19 protein-coding genes are annotated in these 19,858 nt (G+C 70.3%); 5 read left to right on the forward strand and 14 right to left on the reverse strand.

All coding sequences use genetic code 11. The features are described 5' to 3' along the window. Positions 1 to 5: 5 nt before the first annotated feature. The 10 genes from thrS to JJ691_RS05695 all read right to left on the reverse strand — a co-directional run bounded on the left by thrS (position 6) and on the right by JJ691_RS05695 (position 11,208). Entirely contained in the window at positions 6 to 1,274 is a 1,269-nt protein-coding gene (thrS, locus tag JJ691_RS05650) for a threonine--tRNA ligase (protein ID WP_256449368.1), read from the reverse strand. Between the two features lie 97 nt (positions 1,275 to 1,371). Next, positions 1,372 to 3,216 carry a gamma-glutamyltransferase gene (gene ggt / locus JJ691_RS05655; RefSeq protein ID WP_211767731.1) on the reverse strand — a complete coding sequence of 615 codons (1,845 nt, stop codon included), beginning with the start codon at positions 3,214 to 3,216 and terminating at the stop codon, positions 1,372 to 1,374. A gap of 110 nt (positions 3,217 to 3,326) precedes the next feature. Beyond that, positions 3,327 to 4,124: an alpha/beta fold hydrolase gene (locus JJ691_RS05660; RefSeq protein ID WP_249227709.1), complete on the reverse strand. Its 798-nt coding sequence runs from the start codon at positions 4,122 to 4,124 to the stop codon at positions 3,327 to 3,329. 59 nt (positions 4,125 to 4,183) lie between these two features. Then, the gene (locus JJ691_RS05665) at positions 4,184 to 4,534 is read right to left on the reverse strand and encodes a hypothetical protein (RefSeq protein WP_211767732.1); all 351 of its coding nucleotides are present in this window, start codon (positions 4,532 to 4,534) and stop codon (positions 4,184 to 4,186) included. Positions 4,535 to 4,583: 49 nt separating this feature from the next. After that, on the reverse strand, positions 4,584 to 4,958 hold the full coding sequence (locus JJ691_RS53040) for a ClpX C4-type zinc finger protein (protein WP_211767733.1): 375 nt from the start codon (positions 4,956 to 4,958) through the stop codon (positions 4,584 to 4,586). Positions 4,959 to 5,070: 112 nt separating this feature from the next. Beyond that, positions 5,071 to 6,903 carry an FUSC family protein gene (locus tag JJ691_RS05675; protein WP_249227710.1) on the reverse strand — a complete coding sequence of 611 codons (1,833 nt, stop codon included), beginning with the start codon at positions 6,901 to 6,903 and terminating at the stop codon, positions 5,071 to 5,073. Positions 6,904 to 7,094: 191 nt separating this feature from the next. Further along, entirely contained in the window at positions 7,095 to 7,814 is a 720-nt protein-coding gene (locus JJ691_RS05680; RefSeq protein ID WP_211767734.1) for a G1 family glutamic endopeptidase, read from the reverse strand. Positions 7,815 to 7,944: 130 nt separating this feature from the next. Beyond that, positions 7,945 to 8,862 (reverse strand): hypothetical protein, encoded by a 918-nt coding sequence (locus JJ691_RS05685; RefSeq protein ID WP_211767735.1) that lies wholly within the window; start codon positions 8,860 to 8,862, stop codon positions 7,945 to 7,947. Between the two features lie 55 nt (positions 8,863 to 8,917). Then, the gene (locus JJ691_RS05690) at positions 8,918 to 10,570 is read right to left on the reverse strand and encodes a hypothetical protein (RefSeq protein WP_211767736.1); all 1,653 of its coding nucleotides are present in this window, start codon (positions 10,568 to 10,570) and stop codon (positions 8,918 to 8,920) included. Between the two features lie 71 nt (positions 10,571 to 10,641). Then, the gene (locus tag JJ691_RS05695) at positions 10,642 to 11,208 is read right to left on the reverse strand and encodes a TIGR00730 family Rossman fold protein (RefSeq protein ID WP_211767737.1); all 567 of its coding nucleotides are present in this window, start codon (positions 11,206 to 11,208) and stop codon (positions 10,642 to 10,644) included. 64 nt (positions 11,209 to 11,272) lie between these two features. On the opposite strand from JJ691_RS05695, the gene JJ691_RS05700 reads away from it, so the two are divergent. Then, positions 11,273 to 12,400: a M48 family metallopeptidase gene (locus tag JJ691_RS05700; protein ID WP_249227711.1), complete on the forward strand. Its 1,128-nt coding sequence runs from the start codon at positions 11,273 to 11,275 to the stop codon at positions 12,398 to 12,400. Here the strand turns inward: JJ691_RS05700 and JJ691_RS05705 are convergent, their stop codons facing one another. Next, entirely contained in the window at positions 12,401 to 13,558 is a 1,158-nt protein-coding gene (locus JJ691_RS05705) for an alpha-hydroxy-acid oxidizing protein (RefSeq protein ID WP_211767738.1), read from the reverse strand. Positions 13,559 to 13,679: 121 nt separating this feature from the next. Between JJ691_RS05705 and JJ691_RS05710 the strand changes: the two genes are divergently transcribed. The 4 genes from JJ691_RS05710 to JJ691_RS05725 all read left to right on the forward strand — a co-directional run bounded on the left by JJ691_RS05710 (position 13,680) and on the right by JJ691_RS05725 (position 16,384). Then, the gene (locus JJ691_RS05710) at positions 13,680 to 14,822 is read left to right on the forward strand and encodes a PucR family transcriptional regulator (RefSeq protein WP_211767739.1); all 1,143 of its coding nucleotides are present in this window, start codon (positions 13,680 to 13,682) and stop codon (positions 14,820 to 14,822) included. Positions 14,823 to 15,030: 208 nt separating this feature from the next. Then, the gene (locus JJ691_RS05715) at positions 15,031 to 15,615 is read left to right on the forward strand and encodes a hypothetical protein (RefSeq protein ID WP_211767740.1); all 585 of its coding nucleotides are present in this window, start codon (positions 15,031 to 15,033) and stop codon (positions 15,613 to 15,615) included. Continuing rightward, positions 15,612 to 15,989 (forward strand): SgcJ/EcaC family oxidoreductase, encoded by a 378-nt coding sequence (locus JJ691_RS05720; protein WP_211767741.1) that lies wholly within the window; start codon positions 15,612 to 15,614, stop codon positions 15,987 to 15,989. Before JJ691_RS05715 ends, JJ691_RS05720 begins: the two co-directional genes overlap by 4 nt. 17 nt (positions 15,990 to 16,006) lie before the next feature. After that, positions 16,007 to 16,384, forward strand: coding sequence for a VOC family protein (locus JJ691_RS05725; RefSeq protein ID WP_211767742.1), 378 nt, complete (start codon positions 16,007 to 16,009; stop codon positions 16,382 to 16,384). Positions 16,385 to 16,425: 41 nt separating this feature from the next. Here the strand turns inward: JJ691_RS05725 and JJ691_RS05730 are convergent, their stop codons facing one another. The 3 genes from JJ691_RS05730 to JJ691_RS05740 all read right to left on the reverse strand — a co-directional run bounded on the left by JJ691_RS05730 (position 16,426) and on the right by JJ691_RS05740 (position 19,734). Beyond that, complete coding sequence (locus JJ691_RS05730) at positions 16,426 to 18,597, reverse strand: discoidin domain-containing protein (protein WP_249227712.1); 2,172 nt, start codon at positions 18,595 to 18,597, stop codon at positions 16,426 to 16,428. A 258-nt stretch (positions 18,598 to 18,855) separates the two neighbouring features. Beyond that, positions 18,856 to 19,119 (reverse strand): DUF1905 domain-containing protein, encoded by a 264-nt coding sequence (locus JJ691_RS05735; protein ID WP_211767744.1) that lies wholly within the window; start codon positions 19,117 to 19,119, stop codon positions 18,856 to 18,858. Positions 19,120 to 19,155: 36 nt separating this feature from the next. Continuing rightward, complete coding sequence (locus JJ691_RS05740) at positions 19,156 to 19,734, reverse strand: hypothetical protein (protein WP_211767745.1); 579 nt, start codon at positions 19,732 to 19,734, stop codon at positions 19,156 to 19,158. Between the last annotated feature and the right edge of the window lie 124 nt (positions 19,735 to 19,858).

Here is a 19,858-nt window from a genome sequence, read left to right on the forward strand (position 1 = left end):
GGAGCCTAATCCGCCCACAGGTCCAGCGACCGGCGATTCACCAACTCCCCGATGCGGCCCAAGGCTTCGTCGACTGACAGCGGGTCCAGCCGACGGCCGTCCCGCAACCGCAGGGCGACCTCCTCGTTGGCCAGCTCCTTGGGCCCGATGACCGCCTGGTACGGCACAAGCCGCGACTCACGGATCCGTGCGCCCAGCGAACCTCGTTCCGACCCAACGACTTCCGCTCGGAGTCCAAGATCCAGGCAGCGTTCGGCCACGACCGCCGCCGCCGGCAGCTCGTCGTCGCTGACGGGCAGGACGGCCAGCTGCACGGGGGCGAACCAGGCCGGAAAAGCGCCGCCGTACACCTCGATCAGGTGGGCCATGCACCGTTCCATGCTGCCGATCAGGCTGCGGTGCACCATGACCGGCCGGTGCCGGGCGCCGTCCGGGCCGATGTAGCTGAGGTCGAACCGCTCGGGCTGGTGCAGGTCGATCTGCACGGTGGAGATGCTGGACTCCCGCTCGGCGCTGTCGGCGATCTGGATGTCGATCTTCGGCCCGTAGAACGCGGCCTCGCCGACGGCTTCCTCGTGGTCGACGCCGGACAGCACCTCCCGCAGCAGCGCCTCCGATCGTTGCCACAGCTCGGGATTGTCCACGTACTTGCCGCCGTCGCCCCGCAGCGACAGCCGGTACCGCACGGGCTTGACGCCCAGATCCCGGTGCGCCCGCTGGATCAGCTCCAGCGCCGACCGGGCCTCGTTGAGCACCTGGTCAGGGGTGCAGAACACGTGCGCGTCATTGAGCTGGATGGACCGCACCCGCGACAGCCCGCCGAGCACGCCGGACAGCTCGGCCCGGTACATGCCGCCGATTTCGGCCATGCGCAAGGGAAGTTCCCGGTAGCTGTGCGCCCGTGACCGGTAGATCAGGGCGTGGTGCGGGCACAGACTGGGCCGCAGCACCATCTGCTCGCCGCCCACTTCCATCGGTGGGAACATGTCGTGGTTGTAGTGCGACCAGTGCCCGGACTGCTCGAACAGCGCGCGTTTGCCCATGATCGGCGAATGCACGTGTCGGTACCCGGCCCGGCGTTCCAGGTCTCGCACGTACTCCTCCAGCACGTGCCGGACGGCCGCCCCATCGGGCAGCCAGTACGGCAGACCGGCGCCGATCAGCGGATCGGTGTCGAACAGGCCCAGTTCGCGGCCGAGCTTGCGGTGGTCGTACATCGTGGTCTCCTCGTCTGCGTGAGGCGAGTGACCGGCAACGCGAAAGCCCCGGGGCACTCGCCCCGGGGCCAAAAATTCAGCACTGTCGCTTGAGTACGTGAATCAGCGCGCCGGGACTGGGTCCGGCGTCGTCGTGACGAGTGCGCGCTGCATGTCAATCACAGTAGCACGTGGGCAACACGACAGCGGCGGCACTTCCGCCGCGCCGCGAGGGTTCACCGGCCGCGATGACCCGGCCGCCCGGCTTGAACTCCAGGCCGGAGGCCACGCCGATGGTCGGCGCGATCTTGATCGTCGGATCCAGCGGCGAGGTGTCGCTGACCGCGAAGGACTGGCCCAGCGCCTGCAACCCGGGCGTGGTCGAAGCGGCGATGAACGCCGGCTCGGCCGTGGTGGTCGCCGAGTTGCGCTGCGAGGCCCGCGGCGCGGCGATGGCGTCCTCCAGGTTCATGCCTAGGTCGATCCGGTTCATCAGGATCTGCAACACGGTGGTGATGATCGTGGAGCCGCCGGGGGAACCGACCGCGAGGAACGGCTTTCCGTGCTGCAGCACGATCGTCGGCGACATGCTGGACCGCGGCCGCTTGCCCGCCGCCGGCAGGTTCGGGTCGGGCGCGGAGCCCTGCGTGGGCGTGAAGTTGAAGTCGGTCAGCTCGTTGTTGAGCAGGAAACCCCGACCGGGCACGACAATGCCGGCGCCGCCCAGCTCCTCGATGGTGTTGGTGTAGGACACCACGTTGCCGTAGGCGTCGGACACCACGAAGTGGTTGGTGTGGTTCTCCTGGTCGCTGGTCGACGCGGCCGGTGTGGTGGCGCAGGAGCCCGGCGACGACGGGTTGCCGGGGGCGACCGGGCTGGCGCCGGCCTTGGTGGGGTCGATCAGGCAGGCCCGGCTGGCCGCGAACTGCGGGGACAGCAACTGCTGCTGTGGCACGGAAACGTAGCGGGAGTCGCCGATGTAGCGGTTGCGGTCGGCGAAGGCCAGCCGTGTGGCCTCCAGATAGTGGTGCAGGGCCTGGACTTTGTCCATGTCCTTGAGGTCGAAGGTGTTCAGGATGTTCAGCGACTCGCCGACCGTGATGCCGCCGCTGGACGACGGGGCCATGCCGTACACGTCGTAGCCACGGTAGTTCACGTGCGTGGGCTGGGTGTCCAGCGCCTGGTACGAGCTCAGGTCGGACAGCAGCATCGGCCCGGTGATCGGCTTGAGCGTGGCGCCCGGGGCCAGCGGCAGGTGCTGCACCGTGTTCACCAGGTCGGCGCCGATCGAGCCGCCGTAGAACGCGCCGATGCCCTTGCGGCCGATCTCCCGGTAGGTGTTGGCCAGGTCGGGGTTGCGCATGGTGGAGCCGACCACCGGCAGGTCGCCGCCCGGCAGGAACTGCTTGGCGGTCGAGGAGAACTGGTTGAACCGGAAAGCGTTCTCCCTGGTCAGCTCCCGGAAGGTGGCGTCGACGACGAAGCCGTGGTCGGCGACCTCCTCGGCCGGGCGCAGGTTGTCGGCCAGGCTGAACCGGCCCCAGCGCTGCAACGCCCGCTGCCACGCGGCCAGGTTGCCGGGCACGCCAACGGAGAGCCCGCTGGTCACCGCGGTCGGGAACGCGTACGGCTTGCCGGTGGCCGGATCCAGGAACATGTTCTGGTTGTCGGCCGCCGGCGTGGTCTCGCGACCGTCTATTGTGGACACCTGATGGGTGCGGGCGTCGTAGTACACCAGGTATCCGCCGCCGCCGATGCCCGCCACGTATGGGTCGGTGACGCCGAGCGTGGCTGCCACCGCGACGGCGGCGTCGGCGGCGGTGCCGCCCCGGCGCAGCACGTCGATGCCGGCCTGCGTCGACTCCGGCGTGTCCGAGACGACCGCGCCGAAGTAGCCCTGCGCGACCGCGTGCTTGGCCGGCGCCGGTCGCGCCGAGCCGGGGGCGGCCACCGCCACCAGGGTGAGGCCGGCCATGAGTCCTACCGACAGGACCGAGCTGACGCTGCGGCGTAGTCGCATGGCGATCCTTCCACTTCAGGACAGGGTCCCCATGTTCTACCCGCACCCGCGCGTCGCTGACCAGGTTTCCGGTCAGGTCACGCTACGGCGAACCGGTGAAGGGGCAGCCCTCACCGTCCACTTGGGATGACCGCGCGGAGGATTTCGGCGAAGCGGTCGGGCTGTTCCAGATTCACCGCGTGGCCGGTGTCCGGCAGCGTGACCAGCTCGGCCCGTGGCGCGTCCCTGGTGATGCGGTCGACGACGTCGTGGATGTCCGACGAGTCGAGTTCGCCCAGCACCACGGTGATCGGCATGGTCAGCTCGGCCATTCGGTCGAGCGCGCCGACCTCCACCGGCTGGATGCCCCAGCCCCGCATGTGCCGGGCGAGGGTGTCGGTCTTGATCCGCCGGCAGAACGCCCGCAGTTCGGGGTCGACCTGCTCCGGCGTCCGGTTCGGGCCGTCCACCCACATTCGCAGCTGCGCCTCCACGGCCTCGTCGACGCTCTGGGCGCTGATCATGCGCTGCAGCTGGTCGAGGATGAACGGGTCGTGATGGATCATGCCGCTGGCCCCCGGCGCGCCCAGCAGCAGCCGGTCCACCCGATCCGGCCAGGTCAGCGCGAAGTCGATGGACGTCCGCGCGCCCAGCGACTCGCCGACCAGCGTGGCCCGCTCGATGCCCAGCTCGTCCAACAGCCGTCGCAGGTCGTCGTGGTGCGACCACGGCCCGGTCGCCGTCGACGACTGTCCGTGATTGCGCGCGTCGTAACGGACGACCGTGTGCTCGGCCGCCAGCTGCTCGAACTCACGGTCCCAGATCGCCATGCCGAGCACCCCCAGGTGCAGCAGCACCACCGGGCTGCCGGCGCCCGCCGTCTCGTAGTGGATCTCCCCGCCGTCAACTGTGATCCGCCCCAGTGTCACGCGATCAAGGCTAGCCCCTGAACCGCTGCCCGATCGGGCGCGTATTGGCTGGTGAACCACTATCGGGAGGGCGCAACAGTGAGCCGGGCCGCGAGTACCCCGTTCGACCGGATGATGAGCGCGAGCACCGCGCTCGTGGTGTCCGCGATCGCGGGTGTGGTGCTGGGCATGGCCCTGGTCAAGATGCCGCCGCCGGCGACAACCGATTTCCAGGGCCAGCCCGCCGCCCCCGCGCAGACCACGACCACCACCACCGACCCCGTGGCCCCGGCGCCCGTCACCCACCCCAGACCGACCAGAACCTCGCGGCCGTCGTCGCCGACCGCCACCACGACGACAACCACCACGACCACCGCTCCGTCGACGACCACCACGACGGCCAAACCGACCAAGCCCCCGAAGCCACCCAAGCCGACCAAAACTACCGGCGGCCCGACGACCACGACGAACGACTGCGGCCTACTCGGGCCGATCCTCTGCGGCTGACGCGGCGTCGTCGTCTGCCGGCTTGGTGAAGCGTTCCCACGCGGACTGCCTGGTCATGCTCAGCTTCTCGCCGATGCGCACCCAGGTCACGCCGCGCCGGCGCAGCTCGCCGACCCACTGGTCGAGCCCCTCTTCGACCTGCATCACGGTGCCGGCGATGCGGGGCAGCCGGTCGAGCATCTGGTCGTCGGACAGCTCCGACCACTCCGGCACCCGGCCCGGCGACTTCTCCTTGGCGATGATGGTGGCGCACAGGTCGACGCAGCGGTCGCAGATGTAGACGCCCGGGCCGGCGACCAGTTTCTCGACGTCGTCCTGGCTCTTCGTGCAGAACGAGCAATTCAGCACGGTGTCCCTCCCTTGGTGTCAGGCTGTGCCTGACACCGTAGCGCGAAGAGGGGTGGTTTGTCAGGCCCGGCCTGACGGTTGGTTGCGGGAGAGCGCTGCGGGGTGAGTTCGGTCAGGCCAGCGCCGGTCGAGCATGCCGCACGCGGAGCAGGTCGGCGACGACCATGTCGGCGATGAGCTGTTGCTCGTCGTCCAGGCCGGTCGGCGGCTCCGGCGGCTCGACGCCGTTGTCCAGCGCGCGAGCGGCGTCGGCGGTGAATTCGGCCAGGGCCGGGGCGGTGTTGCCCAGCCGGAACAACGCCAGCGACGAGCCGGCCAGGCCGCGCAGGCCGTCGCTGGCCTCGTCCAGCGCTTCCTGTTGGTCGGCCGCCGGGGCCTTGCTGCCTGGTGCGGGCGCGATGAGGTTCTGGTGCGCCCGAGTGGCTTCCCGGAACCGCAAGCCGACCGTGCGGCCCAACACCTCGTCGCCGCGCAGCAGGTTCGACACCAGGCCCAGCAGGCGCTGGATCTCCGTGGTCGCGTCAGCCAGCCGGGCGCTCAGCGGCGGCCGCGGCACGCCCGGCACGGCGAGGAAGCCGAACAGCAGGCCGATCGCCACCGCACCGGCCATCAGCAGCACGTACTCGATCAGTGTGTGCACGGGGTCGAGGTGCCGGGTGGAGGCGTTCATGCCGACGCTGAGGAACACCATGCAGCCGTTGAACAACATCGGCTGCGTCTGCATGAACGGGAAGCCGACCAGCAGTGCCACCAGGGCGATCGGCAGCAGCGCCGACTGCGGCAGCAGCCACAGCACCAGCGCCAGCACGGCCGCGCCGGCCAGCGCGCCGCCGACTCGCTGCCACGCCTTGGTCAGCGTGTCCCGCCACTCCGGCTGCATGATCGCGAACGTGGTCATCAGGAACGACACCGTCAGCGGGTCGCCCGGCCGGAACGAGGCGATCGTCAGCGCGATGGCCATGCCCAGCGCGCAGCGGATGGCGTGCCGCAGCTGGGCCGAACGCCACGAGAACGCGCCTTCCATCTCGCGTCGCAGCAGCTGCCGGATGAAGTGCCGGGGAAAGTCCGAAGTGGACCGATCGCGCGTGGTGACGGCCTCGTGCACCGAATCGACCATGCGCCACGCGTCGTCGAGGAGCCGACCGGTCGCGCCGGGCAGCGGGACGCCGGGCTCCGCGCGGGTGACCGGCGGCAGATCGTCCGGAGTGGACTTCGCCTTCACGGCGGCGGCCAGCGTGTCCATCTGGGCCCGCGCCGACGCCAGCACCTCGCCGAGCGCCTCGGCCTCGGCGGCCGGCAGCGCCCGCTGGCGGTCCTTGAGGACGGTCATCGTCGCGCGGAACCGTGCCGCCGCACCGAGAACCCGGGACTGCCACACGCGGGGGCGGTCGGCCAGCCACACCCGGGCGGCCCGCTCGGCCGAGCCGGTGTTGCCGATCAGGGCGTCGGCCAGCGCCACCCGGGTCGGCTTGTCCGGGTCGCCGGCGCCCATCAGCGTGCGCAGGATGATCACCACGCCGACCGCGACGGCCGGCGCGCCGATGATCTGCCAGCCGCTGGCGCCGCCGGTGATCTGGAAGCCGAACCCGAACACCGAGGCCATGCCCAGGCCGAGGCCGACCGTCACGAAGCGGCTGCCGAACACCGGCAGCAGTGCCGCGACGAACACCACGATCACCAGCGCCACCACGCCGGCCACATGCGACAGTTCGCCCAGCAGCCGCGGCAGCGCGCCGCCGATGACCACCACCGGCGCGAACACCGCCAGCAACTTGAGGTCGGCTCGCAGCGGTCCGCCGTTGGCCGCGATGAAGCAGAACAGCGCGGTGAGTCCGGCGAGAATGGTCACGCCGCCCAGGCCCAGCGCGGCCCCGATGCCGGCGGTGCCGCCGACCACGATCACGATCACCACGAGCATGGACGCGCCCTGGGCCAGTGCCTTCACGGGGCGAATCTAGCGGGACCGCCTGATCCGCGGGCTGACGCCCCGCCCGATGTGGATCAGACGGGCACCCCCAACGCCTCGCGAGTCCCGCTCTCCGGCAACTGAATGTAGAGATCGGGCAGAACTGAGACCTGGTCTCAGTTCTGCCGAAACCTGTGTTTCGGTTGCTCCACAGCGGGACTCGCGAGGGTTCAGCTGGTGGCGAGCCAGGTGTTGCTGAAGCGGTTGCCGCCGCTGATCGCCGAGGTGGTGTCGATGGTGCGGCCCTGGCGGGCCATGTCGATGGCCTGCGGGCTGGAGCTGCTCAGCGGCTGCCCGTCGACGGTGACGTTGGTGTACGTGACGGTGCCGAAGTTGGCCAGCGCGGACGGGCCGCTGGAGTAGATGGGCGTCTCGGTGATCACCTCGGCCGACACGTCGCCGGCGCCGGAGCAGGCCCGCTTGTTCGGCTGCTCGGTCCAGCCCTGGGTCTCGTCCCGCAGGTACAGCTGGTACGTGCCGTTGCCGTTGTCGGCCACCGTGGCGTCGATCTTGTCGCCGGCCTTGACGGTGTGGCTGTAGTCGATGATGTTGTAGCAGGGGTAGGTCTCCCACCATCCAGTGTGGATGGCGCGGCCGTTCTGGCACAGCACATGCGTGCCGGTCTGCTCGACGTTGTCGTTGCCGTCGCCGTCGAGGCCGACCCAGAACACGACCTCGCCGCCGGTGCGGCAGTCCACGTTGGGCTCGACCCAGCTGGCCGACACCGAGCTGTAGCTGGCGGAGTGGGCGGAGTAGCCGCTCCAGTGGTCGTTGGTGCGGTTGGCGGCGGTGCCGCCGAGGTGGCCGGCGGGCGCGCCGACCGGGCCGGCGGCCTGGGCCGGCGCGAGCAGGGACGCGCCCAGGGCCAGGGCGATCAGGGATGCGTGCATGGCAGGGGTCTCTCCGTCTATCGAATGCAGGGAAGACGGACGGTATTGGCACGGGTCCAATCAGGACAAGTGGGCCGCCCGCATCGCGGGACACTGTGTTTCGGCTACGCCCGAACACTGTTTGAAACTGTTATTCCCATTCCCAGCGCAGGCCGTGGATGCCCGGCTCGACGTCGAACAGCGCCAGGTGGGCGTGGGGTGCGCCGCCCAGGGCCAGCTCGTGCGTGTCCCGCCGGGCGTGCTCGATGGTCGGCCGGGTGGTGGCGTGACAGCGGACCGGCAGCGCCGTCGGATGGAATTCCACCTCCAGCAGATAAGCGCGGGTCGTGTAGGGCAGCCGGCGGTCGTAATCGGTCATCTTCTCCGGTTCGCCGCTGTACTGGAGCGCGCATTCGACGACGGCGGTCTCGTCGCGGTCGATGATCCGGTCCAGCATCACCTCGGCGACCAGGAAACCGGCTTCCTCGTCGGTGCGGACCCGGCCCGGCCAACCGCCGCGCACCACCGACAGCCGCGGCGTGCGGCCCAGTTCCCGGCCCTGGAAGATGACCAGTGCTCGGTCCACCCGGTCTCGCTGCGCCCGCACCACCTCGGTGATCGACAGCCGGACCGGCCGGCGGTGCTCGTCCAGCTGGAACCGGTCGTGTACGGACAGCAGGCACAGCCGTTCCTCGTCCAGGATGCCGAGCTGGGCCATCACCCGGTCCAGCCGATGCGCCTCGTCCCACAGCCGCTGGCGGTCGATGCTCACGGCCACATGCGCCCGGCGGGGGCCGCGCGGGCGGGGCGGAGCGAGAAGCGCGGTCAGGCCGCCGGTCGGCGTGTCGAGGATGTCCTCCAACAGCCGCACGGCCCTGATCGACTCGGCCCGTTCCGGCTGGCTGCGGCCCCGGCTCCAGTAGCTCAGCGTCACCGCGCTGACGACCACGCCACGGTCGGCCAGCTCGTGCTGCACCTGCTCCAACGTGAGGCGGCGCAGTCTGATCGCCGTCCGCAACCCGTGCGCGAACGATCCCGACTCCAGCGCGGCGGCCAGCTGGCGGTCCATCCACCGACGGTAGATCCGTGACCCGGCCCCCGACCACGGCCGACCGGCGGGAAGCTCACTCCTTGCTGGCGATCACCTCCAGGTCGGCGTTGAGACCGGTGGCCGACTGGCGGGCCGAGTTGAGCATGGACTCCAGCAGGTGCAGGCGCATCAGCTCGGGGGAGCCGTGGCCGGCCGGCCCGCGCAGCTGGTCGTACACGCGCTGGCTGACATGCGGCTGCAGGATGACGACCCGCGTCTCGTCGGTGGCCACGCGGGCGTCGAGCTGGCGGAGGAAGTCCCGCCGGCCACGGACCCGTCGGCCGTCGATCCACGACGCGGGGCTGCGCACCGGCGGCCGGGTCAGCTGCTGGCGGAGGTGGCCGCGGCTGACGTAGATGAGGTTCTTCACCGCCTGGCTGACCACCACCTCGTACGCCGCGGCCGAGACGTCCCGCACCGGGGAATGGCTCTTGGCCGACTTCACGTGGATCAGGCTGAGCGTGCGGGCGGCCGAGATGTGCAGGAAGTCGGCGACCTCGCCGGGGCCGTCGTCACAGATCAGCCAGCCGTGGTCGTAGGCGCGGGCGACCCAGTCGAACAGCGAGGTGTCGCTGCCGATGCGGTCGTGGATGCGCTGCGGTGAGTCGGCCCGCGGCTTCTCCCGCCGGATGTCCCAGCCCTGGAAGTCCTCGAACCGCCAGTTGCGGAACGGGTACTCGGGGGCGCGGGCCTGCCAGAACCGGCCGCGGCTGTAGGAGTGGCCGGATTGGTAGTAGACGGTGAGCAGGTCGGTGTCCAGGATCGGGGACTCGCCGTCCAGCCGGATCTTGTCGCCGACCGCCTCCGGGACGACCTCCGCGCCGTCGAGCGTGAACGCGGCGGAGTCGGGAAAGCCGGTGACGGCCGGCGGACTGTCCCGAACGGACAGTGCCAACTCCCGCAGCTCGTCGCTGAGCGAGCCGGGCGGCAGGGTGTCGGGGTCCTCGACGATCACCTCGAAGGCGTCGCGGACCTCGTCGATGTCGGCCGGACTCGCCAGCATGGTCAGGAAATCGGGCCGCTCGGCGCCCTGGGCCCGAGCCTCCTCCAACAGGTCGAGCAGTTCGGCGGCCATCGCCGTGAACGTCTGGAAGTCGGCCCGTTGACTCAGCCACACCAACGCGTTACGTGGTGTTGTCCCGGCGTTTCCCTTGAGCAGCAGGAGATCCGGCCGTGACGGCAGCGCCGCCCGGGCCGAGCCGGCGACGTAGGAGCCGTCCTCGTGCGGGCTGAGCGTCTGCTCCACGCTGCTGCCGCTGAGCACCTTGCCGTCGGCCTTCACGCTGGTGCGCCGGTGAATTCCCCGCAGCCACAGGTTCTTCACCTCGCCCCGGATCAGCGCGCTCTCCAGCACCTCGGACGGGTACCGGCGCAGCGAGCTCTGCCGGTCCAGCCAGGTCTGCAGCCGCTCCTGGCTCGGCTTGTCCGTGCACACGACGACAAAACCGCCGCGCCGCACCACAATCGTGAGCTGATGGGTCACGTCGACGAAGCCGGCCTCGGGGCCGGCCCAGGTCGGCGGGTCCTCGCGGCGGCGCACGAACGCCACCAGGTCCTCGGCCTCGTGCCGGGCGACGACGTCGCCGCGGCCGGAGGCTTCGAGGAATCCGGTGAGGCCGGCGAAGTCCTCGCCCTCGAGGACGATCACCGAGAAGTAGGGGCGGATAGCGGAAATCGGGAGCTCCATGGCGACGCACCTCCCACTGTCCAGTGTGGCAGCGGAAGGTCGCGATTCGACTCAAGTCACCCGAACGCCAGTCAGCCTTCCTGCGACCACTTGCGGGTCGGCGGCCGGTGGTCGGTGAACTTCTCCAGCAGCGCCGGCAGATCCCGGTCCACCAGCAGCACGTCCCGGTACGGCTTGCGCAGGAAACCGGTCTCCACCATGGTGTCGGTGAAGCGCAGCAGGTGCTCGTAGAAGCCGTCCACGTCCAGCAGGCCGACCGGCTTGTCGTGCAGGCCGAGCTGGGCCCAGGTCCACACCTCGAACAGCTCCTCCATCGTGCCGACGCCGCCGGGCAGCGCGATGAAGCCGTCGGACAGCTCGGCCATCAGCGCCTTGCGCGCGTGCAGGCCGTCCACGATGTGCTGCTCGGTCAGGCCCTGGTGGGCGACCTCCCAGTTCACCAGGCTCTCCGGGATCACTCCGATCACCTCGCCGCCGGCGGCCAGCGCGGCGTCGGCCACCGCGCCCATGGTGCCCACCTTCGCGCCGCCGTAGACCACGCCGATGCCCCGCTCGGCCAGCGTCCGGCCGACCAGGCGGGCCGCCTCCAGGTGCACGTCGAGCCCGTTGGACGAGCCGCAGAAAACGCAGATCCGCATGGGCCGATCCTAACGATCACCTGATTCCGCCACACCCGGCGGCGGGCGTGGCTACTGTGGTGGAGTGACTTCTGCGGACGACTCGACCGGTGCGGTGGCCCTCAGCGAGGGCCGGGTGCGCTTCCCGGGCATCAGCCCGCGCGCGTACGAACACCCGGCGGACCGCGGCGCGCTGACCACGCTGCGCTCGGTGCCGGGCTTCGCCCAGGTGCTACGGGCGGTCAGCGGCGCGTTCTCCGAGCGGGGTGAGCGGCTGCTGTCGCTGTCCTCGTCCATCCGCGTCGGCCCGCGCCAGTACCCGGAGCTGGACAAGATCCGCAACGAGTGCGCCGAGATCCTCGACGTCACGCCCGTGCCGGAGCTGTACGTCACCCGCGACCCGCGGCCCAACGCCATGACGATCGGCCTCGACGAGCCGTTCATCGTGATCACCACCGGTCTGGTGGAGGCGCTGGACACCGAGGGGCTGCGGTTCGCCATCGGGCACGAGGTCGGGCACGCCCTGTCTGGTCACGCGCTGTACCGCACCATGCTGCTGCGCCTGCTCCAACTGCTCACCAGCATGTCGTGGATGCCGGTCGGCTACTGGGGTCTGCGGGCCGTCATCGCCGCGCTGCGGGAGTGGTACCGCAAGGCCGAGCTGTCCGCCGACCGCGCCGGGCTGCTGTGCACCCAGGACCCCGAGACCGCGCTGCGCACCCACGTGCTGCTGGCCGGCGCCGTCGATCCGTCCGAAGTGGACACCGAGGCCTTCCTGGCCCAGGCCCAGGAGTACGAGTCCTCGGGCGACGTCCGGGACAGCGTGCTCAAGGTGCTCAACGTCATCGACCTGAGCCACCCGCTGGCCGTGGTGCGGGCCGCCGAGCTGCAGAAGTGGGCCGACAGCGAGGAGTACCGCGAGATCCTGGGCGGCACCTACCCGCAGCGCACCGACGACCCGCAGAACCAGTGGACCGACGACGTCAAGTCCGCGGCCAAGTCCTACCGCGACGCCTTCGTCGAGACCACCGACCCGCTGGCCAAGGTGCTCAACGAGGTCGGCGGCGTGATCTCCGAGGCCGCCGGCAAGGTCTGGTCCAAGTTCGCCGCCCGCCCCCAGCCGCCGGCCGACGGGCCGGCGTCGGAGGAGCGCCCGGCTGACGACTCCGCCGACAACAACAACGAGCCCCCCGCCGACAAGCCCAAGGACTGACTAGGTGCGTCGCAGGCTGTCCGGCGTGAGGTCGGCGAGCGTCGGGTAGCCGTCGACGGCCATGGTCAGGTCGGCCTCGGCCAGCACGGAGCGGAGCACGTGCACCAGACCGTCGGCCCCGCCCAGGGCCATGCCGTAGGCGACGGGACGCCCCAAGCCGACGGCGGTCGCGCCCAGGGCCAGGGCCTTCACGACGTCGGAGCCGGAGCGGACGCCGGAGTCGAAGAGCACGGGCAGGCCGTCGGCGGCGGCGACCACGCCGGGCAGGCAGTCGAGGGCGGGGATGCCGCCGTTGGCCTGCCGCCCGCCGTGGTTGGAGCAGTAGATGCCGTCCACGCCGCCGTCGCGGGCCCGGCGGGCGTCGTCGGGGTGCTGGATGCCCTTGACGATCAGCGGCAGCGAGGTGATGGACCGCAGCCACGGCAGGTCGTCCCAGGTCAGCGGGTTGCCGAAGAGCTGCGCCCACAGGCCGACGGTCGCCTGCACGTCCTCCGCCGGATCCTTGCCGAGCCGGGCCCGGAACACCGGGTCGGAGGTGTAGTTGGCCAGGCACTTGCCCCGCAGCTGCGGGAAGTTGCCAGTGGTGAGGTCACGCGGCCGCCAGCCCGGGATCCACGTGTCGAGCGTGACGATGATGGCCTTGAAACCGGCGGCCTCGGCCCGGTGCACCAGGCTCTCGGCCAGCTCGCGGTCGGTGGGCGTGTAGAGCTGGAAGAAGCCGGGGGTGTCGCCGAGCCGGGGCGCGACGTCCTCCAACGGGTCCTGGGTGAGGGTGGACAGCGCCAGCGGCACGCCGGTCCGCGCGGCGGCGTCGGCGGCGGCGAGGTCGCCGTGGCCGTCCTGGGCACACAGCCCGAGCACGCCGATCGGGGCCATGAACAGCGGTGACGGCAGGGTCAGCCCGAACATGGAGACGGACAGGTCCCGTTCCTTGGCGCCGACGAACATGCGGGGCATCAGGCCCCAGCGCTGGAACGCAGTCACGTTGGCGCGCTGGGTGTGCTCGTCGCCGGCCCCGCCGGCCACATAGGACAGCAGCGACGGCGGCATCGCCCGCGTGGCCCGTGCCTCCAGCTCCTCGTAGACCATCGGCATGGTCGGCAGCACGCCGTTGAGGCCGCCGAAGTAGATCTCGTACTGGAAGTCGCCGAAGGCCATGCCGAACCCTCCCGGTTGGTGTCTTTCACAATCCTCCACCAGAGGCTGTCGGCAGCGCACGGCGAATCCACCCACCCTGCCGGCATGATGGTTGTGACGGATCACAACGGGGGAGGCGACGATGCTGGCCGACGTGGACGTCCCGGCGCTGGTGGACCGGGTGCTGGACGGGCTGGTGCGGCGGCTGCCGACCTACGGCTCGATGCCGGTCGAGGCCCTGACCGGCGACGTCCGCCCGATGGCGGAGCGAGCCCTGCGCGGCTTCGTCGAGTCGCTGCCCCACGGCGGCGTGCCCGCGGCCGAGCTGACGGCGCAGGCCCGCGAGTCGGCGATCGCCCGCGGCGAGGAGGGCATCCCGATGGAGGCCATCCTCGACGCCTACCTGCTCGGCCTCCAGGAATGTGTCACCCAGCTGCGGTCGGAGCTGGAGCGGGCCGAGAACGCGGAGCTGATCGACTTCTTCGGTGCGGTGCTGACCTTCCAACATGTTGTGCACCAAGCGATCGCGTCCGGTTTTCTGGAGCACCGGGAGAGCACGGCCGGGGAGACCCAGGCGGCTCGGGGCGCGCTGCTGGCCGCCCTGGTCGACGGCGGCGACGCCACCGACGCGGCCCACCGGGCCGGCATCCGGCTCCGCGAGCACTACCTGGTGGCCGCGCTGGCCATCGGCCCGCATCCGGACGAGTCGCGGCCCGGCGTCGACCATGTCATGGCGGCCCGGCGCAAGGTCAGTCGCGTACGACTGGAGCTGGCCAGCCTCGGCCGCGACGACGTGTTGACGGCGTTGTCCCCGACCGGCGGCATCGCCTTGTTGCCGGTCGCCGACATCCCGCACGCTCGGCTCGCCGCCGCGGCCGGTGCCGAGGTCACCGTCGCGGTGGAGACGGCAACGCCTGCCGCGGTGCCGAAGGCGGCCCGGCTGACGCGGGAAATCCTTGAGGTGGCGGTGAAAACCCGCCGAGGATCGGGCGTCTACCGGCTCGACGACGTGCTGCTCGAGTACCAGCTGACCCGGCCCACCGAGGCCAGCGCTCGCCTGGCCGCCGCCCTCGACCCAGTGGACGAGGACCTGCTGCGGACCCTCGACGCCTACCTGGACACCGGTCTGCGCCGCAACGCCACCGCGGCCGTTCTTGGCGTGCACCCGAACACGGTCGACAACCGGCTGCGTCGCATCGGCCGGCTCACTGGTCTGGACCCGACGCGGCCGGCCGATCTGCCGATGCTGCGGGCGGCGATCGCGGTGCGCCGCATGGGCTCATAGGGGTCATCCGCCCGTTAGCTGAGCCCGCCTGACGGCAGCAGTTGCGCCGAACGACGTATCAAGCGGCGTTCAACTTGTTTAAATGTCAACCATTTGCCTCCAGTCGTTTGACTGCAAACATCTCTGACCGAACTCTGAAGTAATAACCGCCGAACATGCGGCATCCTCGATCGCACCAACGAGGTTCCCGGTTGGAGAGAACATCCGCATGCCCACTCATCCCACCCCTGCCGTGGTGCTCTGTCCCGATGTCGTCGAGTCGTTCCTGACCGTCGCCCTGCCGGTGTACGAGAGCCTCACGCCCGAGCACCCGCTGCCCTGTTTCGCCGTCCTGCTCGGCGATTCCGCGCCGTCGGTCAGCCACGTGCGCCGGCTGGCGTTCGGCGCCAACGCCCGAACCACCTCGCGCGCCGCGGTCGAGGAGTTCGCCACCAGCATCGTGCCCAAGTTCGGCGCGGCCTACGAGAACACCGACCGCGGCTACTGGCTGGATCCCGCCGACCTGCTCCGCATCCACCACGAAGCCGACCGCGACGGCCTGGAGATCCTGGGCTCCATCCACATGCACCCGGACTGGCACCGGATCACCCGCGTGCCGGCCGAGCGCGCTTGCGCGCTGTCGTCCCGGCCGACGGCGATGGACGAGCACGTGTTCGCCGGCACCGGCTGGCCAGTGAACATCATCTGCTACCTGGAGCAGATGAACGGCATGACGAGTTACAACGTCGAGGCGTGGAGCCCCAGCGGGGCGGCGCTTCCGTTGCGTACCAAGGTGAAGGCGGTGGCCGCGTGAGCGACGAGATCAAGGCCCTCTGGGCCCGCATGACCGAAGGCTGGGCCGCCGGCTCCGGCGAGCGGTTTGCCGCGGTTTTCGCGGCGGACACCGACTTCGTGAACGTGCGGGGCGAGGAGCAGCACGGCCGGGAGATGGTGGCCAAGGGTCATCAGATGCTGTTCGAGTCCCGCTTCCGCGACACCACGCTCACCGCGGAGACCCCCACGATCAGGTTCATCAACGACAACGCCGCCGTCGTCCACGTGGTGACCACTGTGGACGGTGTCGACGGCCTGCTGGTGCGCACGCACGCCCAGGCCGTGGTCGAGCGCCGCGACGGCGAATGGCTGATCACCGCATTCCACAACATGGTTCCCGCTGGCCCTCGTTGACCAACACAGGAGTATCGATGCCCACCGCCAAGCTGCGCCATCTCGCCTTCACCGCCCGGGACGCGGTCAAGCTGGCCCACTTCTACCGGGACCAGTTCGGCATGCGGATCTTCCACACCGACCCCGACGGCAGCCAGTTCCTCACCGACGGCTACATCAACCTGGCCATCATCCAGCAGGCGCTGGACGGGGACGTGCCCACCGGCTTCAACCACTTCGGCTTCCACGTGGACGACGTCGAGGGGGCGATGACCAACCTGGTCGAGGCCGGGCTGCCGAAGCCGGCCGTGCGGCACACCACCCGGCCGTTCGCCGAGTACCGGGCGATCGATCCGGAGGGCAACTGGTTCGACCTGTCCGGCCACGGCTACCTGCCGCCCACCGAGCAGGAGTGACGACTACGGGGCCGCACCGAAAGTGCGGCCCCGTAACCGTTTCACGCCATGTCAGCCTCGAACTCCGAGACCTGCCCGGCCGGCCAGCCGGTGTTCGCGGTGAAGGTCAGCCGCACGAACCGCTGTGTGGTCGTGCCGAACGAGGCCGACGCGGTGTTGCCGGACGCCGGATCGAACGTGTAGCCGCGGGACGCGACCAGCGTGGACCACGAGTTGCCGTCACTGCTGCCCTGCACGGTGATCGTCTGCGTGCGGGCGCCCCAGGCGCTCGACGGCGGCAGCTTCAGCACCACCTTGTTGATCGAGTACCCCTGGCCGAGGTCCACGGTCAGCGTCTGCGGGAAGGCGTTGTTCGCGCTCTCCCAATAGGTGTTGGCGTCGCCGTCGTTGGCGTTGCCGGGCGGGAAGCCGCCCTGCGAGCCGCTGGTCGAGATCGCCTTGCCCTTGGCCAGGTTGGTGCCCGAGGTCGGCGGCGCCGGCGGGCCCGAGTTGGGCGGCGGCCACGTCGAGCAGTCGCCCCAGGTGCCGCTGTAGCCGCTGTTGCCCGAGCCGTTGAACGTCATCTTCGGGATGGACGTCGGGTACGGGCAGTTGTAGGTGCCGACCACGCCGACGCCGCTCGCGGTCAGGTTGCTGACCGACGCCGTGCCCTGGGTCTGTGACTGCAGCACGAAGGTGCCCACGCCCTGCACGGTCGCGCCGTTGATGGTGACGCCCTGGATCACCTTGCCGGCGCCGTTGCCGTCGATGAACTGGATCGCCTCGTACGGGCTGTCGATCGCCTTGAAGTTGGTGACGTTGATGGCCACCCCGGTGATCGCCTGGTCGCGGGCGTCGAACCAGAGCGCGCCGACCCCGAACTGCCAGTTGGGATCCAGCGCCCCGGCCCGCAGCGTGGTGTTGTTGGACAAGGTGATCGTGCCGCTCAGCGGGACGCTGCTGAACCGGTTGGCCACCAGGATGCCGCCGCCCAGGGCGTTGGTGTCCTGCACCAGGTTGCCGCTGACCGTGTTGTTGGAGCCGCCGTAGAGCGCGATCCCGTTGGCCAGGTTGGGCTGCACGACGGTGTTGTTGGTCAGCGAGTTGCCCGAGTCGGCCTGCCCGTTGGACCACAGCGCCAGGCCGTCGTCGCCGTTGTTGCGCAGATAGTTGTTGGACAGCGTGGAGTTCGTGACGGCGCCGTCGAAGTTGACGCCGTCGGCCATGGTGTCCTGGATGCGGTTGTTGGCGATGGTCAGGTTGCTGGACGCCCCGTTCATCAGCCACAGGCCGCACTTGGTGTCCTGGATCCACAGGTTCTGCACCGAGGACCCGTTGCCCAGCACGCCGTGGAAGCCGTTGTCCGGGCTGCCGTCGTTGCGTTCGGTGACGTCGCCGAAGATGGCGAAGTCGGACAGCTTGATGTTGCCCGAGGCGCTGCCGTTGTTGAAGATGTTGTTGCCGTGCAAGGTGGTGTACCACGGGCCGGCACCCGTGATGGTCACCTGGTCGACCGCCAGCGCGGACGGGATCTCGAACCGGCCGCTGGGGATCCACACCGTCTTGCCCTGCGACTTGGCCGCCGCGATGGCGTTGCGGAAGGCCTGCGAGTCGTCGGACGAGTCGTCGGCGGTGGCTCCGTAGTCGGTCACCGACAGCGAGTTGGCCGGCTGCGCCGCCGCCCCGCCGACCTGCTCGAAGTCGGCCAGGTCGATGGTGGCCTGGCTGACGTCGCCGCCGTCGGCCTGCACCCGGACCTTGGCCCCGGCGGCCAGGTTCTGGCCCAGCAGCAGCCGCGAGTCGTCGAAGAAGTGGTGATTCTTCGCGCCGGGGATCCAGCCGGTGTCGATGTACATGTACCTCGACGTCACCGACAGCCCGCTGGCGAGCTTGGTTCCGTTGACGTACACGGAAAGCCGGCCGGAGCTGCCGTCGGGCAGGTTGTAGTGGACGTTGATCGAGTTGGCCGCGGCCGGCAGCGTGAACTCGACGTACTGGCCCTGGTTGATGCGCACGGCCTGCCGGCCGGACGCCTCGGAGGCCAGGCTGGCCTGGGTGTAGTCGGGGCCGACGGCCGCGCCGTTGGTGGCCGAGCACTCGGCCTCCACGGTGCGGAACGGCACGGACGCGCCGCCGGACGCGGTGGTCGGACAGGTGGCCGCCGTGGCGGGAACGGCCCCGGCCACCAGCGCGGCCCCCGAGGCGATCAGCGTCGCGGCCAGCAACACGGGCATGCCAAATACAGGGTTGGCAGGCTTCATCGACTGCTCGCTTCCTGGTCCCACGAGGCAGGGTGCGGGACCACGTGCACCGGACTATACGAATTACGACACTTGGTCGCAAGAGTCCGACGAGTCGACGCAAAAGCCCGACAGGCAATCGAGCCTGGCGGCCCGACCGCTGGTCCAACCGTCCAAGATCGAAGCGCGTTTCCTCACGTTCAACGTCAGGAAAGGTCCTTTCCTGACGTTCGGGGCGCGCCGCGGCGGCCGCTAGAGGCGTTCGGTGAGGCGGATGCGGACCTCGTCGCCGGCGTCCTTGCCGATGGCCTTGCGGACGGCGGCCTTCACCGGCAGCTTGTGGTTGCCGTCGCCCAGGGCCATGAAGGAGCTCTCGAACGGCACGCCGTTCACGGTGCCGCGCACCTTGACCAGGCCGTGGGTGCCGAAGAACTCGGCGGATCGGGGCCAGACCACGTAGGTCCAGCCGCCCTTGGCCGGGCTGCGGACCAGGGTGGCGGTGAATTCAGTCAGCATGCCCCGGTGTCGAAGCCGGGGCCGGGTTTCCGACACTCACTCCTCGTCGAGGACCTCGTCGTTGTCCTCCAGCCGCTCCACGACGACGGGCTCCTCGACGGGAACGAGGTCCTGCCGAGGCGGGAAGGCGATGGCGAGCAGGGAGGCGACGGCGCCGAGCAGGGCGATCACCATGCCGGGGCCGATGCTCGCGGTGATCTGCTCGCCGCTGGCGCTGGCCAGCTGGGCCAGGACCGTGCCGGTGCCGTAGCCGGCGGCGGCCAGCTGCAGGCCGGCGCCGACCCCGAGGCCGCCGGCGATCAGGGAGGCGTTGCGGGTCCAGCGGAACTCGGCCCGCAGCGAGGCGGCGGCGACCGCGATCAGGGCGAGGCCGACGATCAGCGTGACGACGCCGACGTACTGCTGGATGGAGTGGCCCAGCCCGAGGTCCATGCCCCAGGCGGTGATGGCCAGCCGGAACCCGCCGCTGTCGGTCGGCAGCGGCACGATTGCCAGGTCCGGGAAGGTGCTGGCGATCAGCAGCGCGCCGCCGGCGAACAGGGCCGCGACGGTGCGGACGCTGGGCCGCGCCACGGTGGTGTGCAGGGGAATGGGCGCGGTGTCCTCGGTGGCCATTCGCACACGGTATCGACCGCTTGTCCGGGGTGGCCGACCCGGCACCGCAAAATGAGGAACTCTCGTGAGAATCGCGCCGGGTCGGGGGTGCGCGTACATCGGCGGAGGGGCACTCGCGGGCAGC

It is taken from the genome of Kutzneria sp. CA-103260 (assembly GCF_018263855.1).
In the GTDB taxonomy this organism is placed as follows: Bacteria; Actinomycetota; Actinomycetes; order Mycobacteriales; family Pseudonocardiaceae; genus Kutzneria.